Source organism: Corynebacterium hiratae, from assembly GCF_009708045.1.
Taxonomy (GTDB): Bacteria; Actinomycetota; Actinomycetes; order Mycobacteriales; family Mycobacteriaceae; genus Corynebacterium; species Corynebacterium hiratae.
The window spans coordinates 24,024-32,884 of record NZ_VIOG01000018.1; the positions used below are offsets into that span (position 1 = coordinate 24,024).

Below are 8,861 nucleotides of genomic sequence, written 5' to 3' on the forward strand. Positions count from 1 at the left end.
CCAGCACCACGCAGCTAGTTCAGCGGCTCAACTCGACACGCCACGTGGAGGGTGCTCGGATCCTTGGCTTTGCGCAACGTGACGTCGCGCGCTCCGGCCTCAGTGTTTGTGGCGACGCTCGCTCCGGCCCCAGTGTTTGTGGCGACACTCGGAGCCACAAACACGCCCGTCGTCGCCGGAAGAATAACCGGCTTGTAGAAGTCCGCGCTGATGCGTACAGCACTTGAAAGGGTGCCGTCGAGCCCCGACAACATCCGGGCGTGCGTATACATGCCGTGCGCGATGGGTGCGGGGAAACCGAAGAGCTTGGCGCCCACGGTGGAGACGTGGATGGGGTTCTTATCGCCGGATGCCGCGGCATAAACGCGGGTACTCTCGGGGCTAAAGCGCAGCGTTGCCGTGGGGGTTCCTACCTCATCACCCGGAAACTCGAGGAAACGCTCGGCTTCCGGGCGCGTTCGCACCTGCCGCGGGGTGCCCTTGGTGAATTTCGCGCCCTGGCCTAGGAAAACCGAAGTCTGGCGCCAGGTCTCCTCACCACCCACGCTGTACGTGGTCACCATATCGATGACCAGCCCCTTGCGGTGCGGGCGGAGGTTTTCCGCGTGCACGGAGATGTCGCAGCTTTCGTCGACGCGCAGCGGGCGGGTCTGCTCGATGCGGTTCGACAGGTGCACCACGCCGACTGCGGGAAAAGGAAAGTCCTGTGCCGCCATCACCTTGATTGCGAGTGGGAAGGCCAGCGCATACAGGTAGGTGGCGGGCAGCTCATTGCCCAGACGCAGGCCCGTGGCTTGGCAGTAGCGGGCCAGGTGCGCGGTATTTACGCGCACCCCCTCGACACGGTAGGCGGTCTGCGGGTCGTCGACCTTGCGCTTGCCGGCCCCCAGCCCGGGGATGGGCACCGCGCCCACCATGAGTGAGCGGTAAAGGGCGGGAAGGTCAGGAATCTCGTTGAGTGTGGTGACGTTCATTTATGCTCCCATGAGGTTCTGGCCGCACACGCGGACCGTGTTGCCGCTCACCGCGGCGGAGGCCGAGGCAGCGAAGAAGGCGACGGTCTCCGCGACGTCGACAGGCAAACCACCTTGCTGCAGTGAGTTCAGCCGGCGGCCGATTTCCCGCGGCCCAGTGGGCATCGCCGCAGTCATGGCGGTTTCGATGAATCCGGGGGCAACAGCGTTGATGGTGGAGCCATTCTCCGCCAAGACGGAGCGCAAGGAATCAACGAGCCCGATGATGCCTGCCTTCGTCGTGGCGTAGTTGGTCTGGCCGCGGTTGCCGGAAATGCCGGCCATGGAGGACACACCAACCACGGCCGCCCCCGGCGCGAGGGCTCCGGATTCGAGGAGGTTTTCGGTAATGCGTACCGGTGCCAGCAGGTTAACAGCAAGGACAGCGTCCCACTGCCCCTCGTTCATGTTGGCCAGCAGCTTGTCGCGGGTGATTCCAGCGTTGTGGACGATGACGTCAATAGCTCGACCATGACGCTCCTGGGCGTGCTGGGCAATCTTGTCCGCAGCCTGAGGGTCAGTGACATCGAGAGGCAGCGCGGTGCCTTTGACCTTGTTCGCGGTCTTCGCCAGGTGTTCGCTAGCTTGCGGGACGTCGATGCAGATGACGCTGGCACCGTCGCGGGCCAGCACCTCGGCGATGGTAGCGCCAATGCCGCGAGCAGCACCGGTGACCACCGCGAGGCGCCCGTCGAGCGGCTTCTCCCACTTCGCTGACTCACCGCCGCGTGCGGGGGAACCCTCACTCACCGCGCCCACGCGGACCACCTGGCCATCCACGAAGGCCGACTTCCCGGAGAGGAAGAAGCGGAGGGTGGACTCCACCTCCGCGGTGGCCGCAGGATCTACCCACACCAGGTTCACGGTGCCGCCCTTGCGCATCTCCTTGGCCAAGGAGCGCGTAAAGCCTTCGAGTGCGCGCGCGGTAATCCGGGCGTCGATAGTATCTGCAGCCTCCGGGGTGGTGCCGACAACCACGAGGCGTGCGCACGGCAGGAGGTTTCGCATCTGTGGGTTGAAGAAGTCATACAGCTCGCGCAACTGCTCGGGGGTCTCTAGGCCGGTGGCATCGAAGACGAGGGCGGCGCGCGGGGCCTCCGCAGAGGCGTTGATGATCTGGTAATCCACGGCTAGCTGGGAGCGAAGAAAGTCGGCGATGCGTCCCTGGCCGCCAATGACGATGGGGCCATCGAGCGCCGGTTCGCCTACTTTATGGCGGCGCAGGGGGTGGCCCTGGGGTACACCCGCTTTGGCGGCAAGCGGAGAGTTGATGAGCTTCTCGGCAATGGTGACGTGCGGCATAAGGTGACGCATTCCTTTCTGGGATCTTCACAACCTTGCGAGCATTATTTTGCTAGTTGCAAGGCCCGTTAATTGAGTGATAGAACTAACAATATCACCTTAGTTGTGATGCGAAACGCGCGGTGGGATTGCTACCCCCTCCCACTGGGGCGATTCGCACCAGACCACTCGCGAAGGAGTTTTTGATGACCAACCCCCCGCACCGCGTAGCCATCCTCGGTGGCAACCGCATTCCCTTTGCTCGCTCCAATAAGCAGTACGCTCACGCGTCCAACCAAGACATGCTCACCAGTGCGCTCGACGGCCTCGTGGCGCGCTACGGGCTGCACGACGAACGCCTCGGCCTCGTCGCCGCGGGTGCCGTGCTCAAGCACTCCCGCGATTTCAACCTCACTCGCGAGTCGGTCCTCGGTTCCGCGCTCGACTCGACCACCCCAGCACTCGACGTGCAGCAGGCCTGCTGCACTTCTCTTGCGGCAGCAATCCACGTCGGCGATGCCATTGCCCAGGGCCGAATCTCCGCCGGCATCGCGGGCGGCACGGACACCACCTCGGATGCCCCGCTGGCCGTCAATGACACCCTGCGCCGCACGCTGCTCAACCTCACCCGCGCCAAGACCGCCGCTCAGCGCGCCCAGCTCATCGGCTCTATCCGCCCCTCGCAGCTGGCCCCGGAACAGCCACAGAACGGTGAGCCGCGCACCGGACTCTCCATGGGCGATCACGCCGCCATCACCGCCCGCGAATTGAACATCAGCCGCGAAGCCCAGGACGAACTGGCGCTCGCCTCCCACCAGAACCTCCATCAGGCCTGGGAAGAGGGTTTCTTCGATGACCTCACCACCGGATTCCTCGGCGTCAATCGCGATACCAACCTGCGCCCGGATTCTTCCCTGGAGTCCCTAGCCAAGCTCAAGCCGGTCTTCGGTAAACGCGATGCAGAGCAGCACGGCACGCAGGCCACCATGACCGCGGGCAATTCCACACCGCTGACCGACGGCGCCTCCGTCGCCCTGCTGAGCTCCGAGGAGTGGGCAGCCGAGCACAATATCGAGCCCCGCGCCTTCCTCGTCGATTCCGAGACCGCGGCGGTCGATTTTATCCACGGCCCCGATGGGCTTCTCATGGCCCCGACCTACGCGGTCCCGCGCCTGCTGGAGCGCAACAACCTGTCGCTACAGGACTTCGACTTTTACGAAGTCCACGAGGCCTTCGCGTCCCAGGTACTCGCCACCCTGTCTGCATGGGAGGACGAGGCCTACTGCCGCGAGCGCCTCGGCCTGCAGTCTGCGCTGGGCCCCATCGACCGCGCCAAGCTCAACGTCAAGGGCTCCTCCCTTGCCGCTGGGCACCCCTTCGCCGCCACCGGCACCCGCATCCTCGCCACTACCGCCAAGATTCTCGAAGAAAACGGTGGTGGGCGCGCCCTCGTCTCCATCTGTGCGGCCGGTGGACAGGGTGTTGCAGCCATCGTCGAGCGTTAAGAAACTTCCCTCCCCAGAAAGGAACCCCACCATGGCACTCACCAAGTCCTCCTCGGACACGAAATCCGTCTCACCAGAACTCAACAACCAGGCCACGACCGACGCCCCCAAGGCCGAGGCCCGCAGCCCGCACCGCCTGCCCACCACCCCGAAGCCCTCAGTGGCCACTGAACTGGCTGCGCTTCTCGACGGCCCCCACGCCGCCTTCCGCCAGGAGCTGCGCACCTTCCTCAACGACCCTTCGCTCTTCCCGAAGCCGGACCTGCCGATGGCAGAGCAGCGCCAGCACACCTTTGACAACCTCTCCAAGGTCCGCGATTTCGGCGGTTTCAACCACGGCCTGCGCCGCGCCAACGGCGGTTCCGGTAAGCCGAACCTGTCCACCTTCACTCTGGAGGGCCTAGCCTGGGTTGATGGTTCACTGGCTATTAAGTCCGGCGTGCAGTGGGGCCTGTGGGGCGGCGCCCTGGATCAGCTCGGCACTGAACGCCACCTCGAGTGGGTCAAGAAAGCCGCCAGCCTGGAGCTGCCAGGCTGCTTCGCTATGACCGAGCGCGGCCACGGCTCTGACGTGCAGTCCCTGGAAACCACCGCCACCTTCGACCCAGAGACCAACGAGTTCGTCATCAACACCCCCTCCGATTCCGCGGTGAAGAACTACATCGGCAACGCCGCCAAGGACGGCCGTGCGGCCGTCGTCTTCACCCAGCTGATCACCCCTGACAGCGATGGCCGCTCCCACGGCGTGCACGCCATCATCGTCCCGATCCGCGATGAAGAAGGCAACGAGCTGCCGGGCGTGACCTTGGGCGATCATGGCCACAAGGGTGGTTTGGTGGGCGTCGACAATGGCACCCTGCGCTTCGACAATGTCCGCGTGCCGCGCGAGAACCTCCTCAACCGCTTCGCCGATGTCGATGAGAAGGGTAAGTACACCTCCCCCATCGAGTCCAAGAATGCCCGCTTCTTCACCATGCTGGGCACTCTCATCCGCGGCCGCATCGGCGTCTCCGGTGCGGCGGGCGCGGCCACCGAGGCATCCCTGGACATCGCCATCCGCTACGCCAACCGCCGCCGCCAGTTTGAGGGCGCGACCGGCGCTGAGAAGCGCCTCATCGAGCACCGCCAGCACCGCCGCCGTCTGCTCATTCCGTTGGCCCGCACTTATGCGCTGCACCTGCTCTACAACCAGATTCTGGAGCGCTACCAGGAGCAAAACGATCAGCACGAGGCTGGCACCTGGTCAGTGACGGAGCCGACCGAGGAGCAGAAGTTCGCCTCCCGCGAGATGGAATCCCTGGCCGCGGCCATCAAAACTGCGCAGACCCAGCACGCCACCCGCACCATCCAGGAATGCCGCGAGGCTTGCGGCGGCGCTGGCTACATGTCGGAGAACCGCCTGACTACCTACCGCGCTGACTCCGATGTCTTCGCCACCTTCGAGGGCGATAACACCGTGCTCATCCAGATGGTGGGCAAGAACCTGCTCACCGCCTACGGCCGCGCGATGAATGACATGAGCCCGTGGGACACCGTGAAATACGCGGCCTCCACCGCCACCGATGTGGTTCGTCGCCGCTACGGGTTCACCACCCGTCTGCAAGGCCTGGTGGACCGCGTGAACCCCTCCGAAGCTTCGCTTTTCGACGCCACCTACCAGGCCAAGCTGATCGACGACCGTGCCCAGTCCATCCTCTTCTCCCTCGTGCGCCGCATCCAGCCGGCCCGCAAGGCCGATAAGGTGCAGGCCGCCGCCATCGTGGATCAGTGCCAGGATCACCTCATCGCCGCCGGCTGGGCCCGCGTGGATACCTTGTTGGTCCAGGCCATGATTGAGGCAGAGGAGCGCCTTGAGGAAGGTTCGCTGGCACGCCAGGTCTTTGAGCAGCTGCGCCACCTCTTCGTCTTCGACACCTTGGTCCAGCACGCGGGCTGGTACCAGGAACACAACCTGATCCCGGCAGGCCGGATCAAGGCCGCCCGCGCCGCCATCAACGACCTCGTGGATTCGCTGGCACCGTGGTCCGTCGTGCTCATCGATGCCTTCGGCGTTCCGCCTGAGGTACACAACATCCCGATGCTGACCGAGGCCGGAGTGGATCCGCTCCACGTCTAGTCACTCCACGCATAGTGAGGGCACTTTCGCCATCTGGCGGGGTGCCCTCCCTAGTTTTCTGAAAGTAGCGATAGGGGCTGGTTACTCTCTGAGCTATGACCACACAGCATCCGATGTTCTCCAGTTCCTTCCCGCCCTCCGATGATCTCCTTGAGCCAAGTCCGCTTCGCAATGACATCGCATTGCGCCTCTGCCACGGCGAATCTCGCCAGGACATCCACAACGACTACATTGAAGTCCTCGATGACCCCTCCGAATGGGAGGCCAGCTACGAGGAACCTTATCCAGAGGATTTTGACACCATCATCGACGAAGTCGCCGCAGAATACGGCCGGCTGGTCACAGAAAAGTCGGAGGATGTTAAGCGCCTCGAAGCCCTGCGCGAGGAGCTTGCTCAGCGCGATATCTCCTTCACGTTCAACGAGGCCTGGGATCTCTCAGACGGCGTCTGGGTAGGCTCCAAGCTCGCTGAGAAGGAAGGCCGCAGCGGCTATGCCTACTGCCACCGACAGGACATCAGCCGAGTTATTTACGACGGCGAGCTGTACTTCGGTTTCTCCGCGATGGCGGAAAACGAAGAAGCAACCATCAAGGTCGGCGAGCAACTTGTCGAGGCCCTACGCGCCGTGGGCTTTGATCCCGAGTGGAATGGCTCGACGACAGCACGCGTTCTGTGCCAAGACGTCGCTCTCGAATTCCCCCTCGCCGAAGATCTCACCGATGCCGAGTAAATAGCCCCACAACGCTAGCCCTGTATAGGGCTAGCCCGCCACAACCATCCAGATGGCTACCATGTGCACCACCGCCGCGGCGATCGTCGCGGTGTGGAAGTGTTCGTGGTAGCCATACCAGCGCGCGTTGCGACCCGGCCACTTGAAGCCGTACATCAACGCACCCAGCGAGTAGACCACCCCACCTGCGAACAGCAGCCACACTACAGCCGGCCCCGCGGACTGCCACAGGTTCGGCAGCAGCGGCAGGATGAGCCAGCCCAGGACGAGGTAGACCACCACATCCAACCACCGCGGATGATTGATCCACACCAAATTCAAGACCACGCCCATGATGGCGCCCACCCACGCCGCAGTTAGCATCCATAGCGCCTGCGTCGGCTCCAGCACGATGGCGCACAGCGGCGTGTACGTCGCCGCGATAAACACAGAAATCGTCGCGTGGTCAGCACGCCGCCACCATTGCACCGCGCGCATCGATACCCACGGCCAGCGGTGGTACAGGGCTGAGACCGTAAAGAGCCCCACCACTCCCACGCCGTAGACCGTCACCGCGAGACCCTGCCACCACGGCAACGTCATCCACCCAAAGGTAATGAGGACGGTCGATGCGATGAGGGAAGCAATCGCGGCAAAGAAATGGCCCCAGCCGCGCGTCAGTGGACGCGGACCACGGTCCGCCATCCAATAGGTGCGCTGGATGAGCTGCTCCATCGTGCTGTGTTCGCGCATAGAGCTGTCTTCAACTGGAAACTCTTGCGGGGAGGATATGTGAGCACTGGGTGCGTTCATAGTGAGGGCCCTTGCCTTGTCTGAAATGAGAGTCATGCGAATAACGCATTCACCCTCAAAACTTACGTACCCGTAACTATACGGCGGGGCGCTGCAGCGGACAAGGGCTAAGCGAAAGTTTCCGCCAGGTTTTCTGCCGCTATGTGCAGTTCGGAAGCGCCGACAAAGTAAACTTCACTATTTGTGTTTTCCTATGTCTCAGGTCCTCGCCGCACCACGGCGTGGCTCGCAGCCGCCATGGTGGCGCTGGGGGCGGCGTCGGCAGGCGTCGGCTCCGCCTCCGCTCAGTCCAGCACGATCGGCGAGGTTTCCTCGCGCGTAACCAACCCGCAGCCCTGGCTGGGCGACGAGCCTTCCATCACCTCACAGCGCCACATGGGCGGCAACCACTGGGTGGTGGACGTGTGGTCCCCGGCCAACCGTGCGGTGATTTCCAATAACGTCCTGCTCCCCGAGGGTGATAAGCCGCGCCCCTCCTTCTACCTGCTGCCCGGCGTGGAGGGCGGCCAGGCGGGCATGAACTGGATGACGCACACGGATATCCGCCAGTGGGCCGTGGGCAAGAACGTCAATGTGGTGATGCCACTCGGTGGCGCTTATTCTCTCTACACCGATTGGAATACCGAGGATCCCATCTTGGGCGTCAACAAGTGGAACACCTACATGACAACTGAGTTGCCCCCGCTGATCGACGCAGAATTCCACGGCACCGGCCGCGATGCCATTGGTGGTGTTTCCTCCACCGGCGGTGCTGCACTCGACATCGCCGGCCACGCCCCACAGCGCTACAAGGCCGCGGCCTCCTACTCCGGCTGCCCGGTGCGCTCCGGTGCGATTGGCTTCCCCACCTCCACCGCGATGATCGCCTATGGCGGCGGATCCTCCTTCAACGCGTGGGGCCTGCCGGGCTCCCCACAGTGGTTCGACCACGACCCCAACGCTAATCCCGGCCGCCTTCGCGACGTCGAGGTCTTCGTTGGCTCGGCCTCCGGCACCCCGGGCCCCATCGATGGCACGAACAAGCCCAGCCAGTGGCTCGGGCCCCGCGCGATAGAGATGGTGGCCAACCACTGCTCGGAGGAATTCACCCGCAACGCCCGCAACGCCGGGGTGCGCGTGAACCGTTACTTCAGCCCCCAAGGCTCGCACACCTTCGGCCTCTTCTCTCACCAGATGAAGCTGAGCTGGGACCAGACCATCGCCCGCACTATCGGCGCGTAGGTAGTTGGTTCCTAGGAGATTACCGCCTCACTGCGGGATCGGCCCCTCGCTCCCGTCTCCGGCATTTCCAAATTACCCATTACGTTGTTAGCAGTTCCGCTTGAAGGAGCCCAGGATTCGTACTCCTAGCCCCATGCTGGGGCAGGCTATGTTTATCTGCGTTCCTTCTGCCTTGTGGCAGTGGAACTAGTCGCTGGCTTCG

Annotated in this window: 7 protein-coding genes; 4 read left to right on the forward strand and 3 right to left on the reverse strand. The window is 63.7% G+C overall.

Translation table 11 applies throughout. The annotated features are described in order from the left end of the window. Positions 1-14: 14 nt before the first annotated feature. Both FME68_RS12465 and FME68_RS12470 read right to left on the reverse strand, forming a co-directional pair. Positions 15-974, reverse strand: coding sequence for a MaoC/PaaZ C-terminal domain-containing protein (locus FME68_RS12465; protein WP_158397737.1), 960 nt, complete (start codon positions 972-974; stop codon positions 15-17). Further along, positions 975-2,315 (reverse strand): 3-oxoacyl-ACP reductase, encoded by a 1,341-nt coding sequence (locus tag FME68_RS12470; protein ID WP_049157178.1) that lies wholly within the window; start codon positions 2,313-2,315, stop codon positions 975-977. Between the two features lie 185 nt (positions 2,316-2,500). Here FME68_RS12470 and FME68_RS12475 point away from each other — a divergent pair, with 185 nt between their 5' ends. From FME68_RS12475 to FME68_RS12485, 3 genes are all read left to right on the forward strand, one after another. Further along, positions 2,501-3,799, forward strand: coding sequence for an acetyl-CoA C-acetyltransferase (locus FME68_RS12475; protein WP_158397738.1), 1,299 nt, complete (start codon positions 2,501-2,503; stop codon positions 3,797-3,799). Positions 3,800-3,830: 31 nt separating this feature from the next. Beyond that, positions 3,831-5,915, forward strand: a complete 2,085-nt coding sequence (locus tag FME68_RS12480; protein ID WP_158397739.1) for an acyl-CoA dehydrogenase family protein — start codon at positions 3,831-3,833, stop codon at positions 5,913-5,915. Positions 5,916-6,010: 95 nt separating this feature from the next. Further along, positions 6,011-6,646 (forward strand): DUF6891 domain-containing protein, encoded by a 636-nt coding sequence (locus FME68_RS12485; protein WP_158397740.1) that lies wholly within the window; start codon positions 6,011-6,013, stop codon positions 6,644-6,646. 30 nt (positions 6,647-6,676) lie between these two features. On the opposite strand, the gene trhA is transcribed toward FME68_RS12485, so the two are convergent. Then, on the reverse strand, positions 6,677-7,378 hold the full coding sequence (gene trhA / locus FME68_RS12490; protein ID WP_046649317.1) for a PAQR family membrane homeostasis protein TrhA: 702 nt from the start codon (positions 7,376-7,378) through the stop codon (positions 6,677-6,679). A 243-nt stretch (positions 7,379-7,621) separates the two neighbouring features. On the opposite strand from trhA, the gene FME68_RS12495 reads away from it, so the two are divergent. Next, positions 7,622-8,659, forward strand: coding sequence for an alpha/beta hydrolase (locus FME68_RS12495; RefSeq protein ID WP_328287852.1), 1,038 nt, complete (start codon positions 7,622-7,624; stop codon positions 8,657-8,659). Positions 8,660-8,861: the final 202 nt, after the last annotated feature.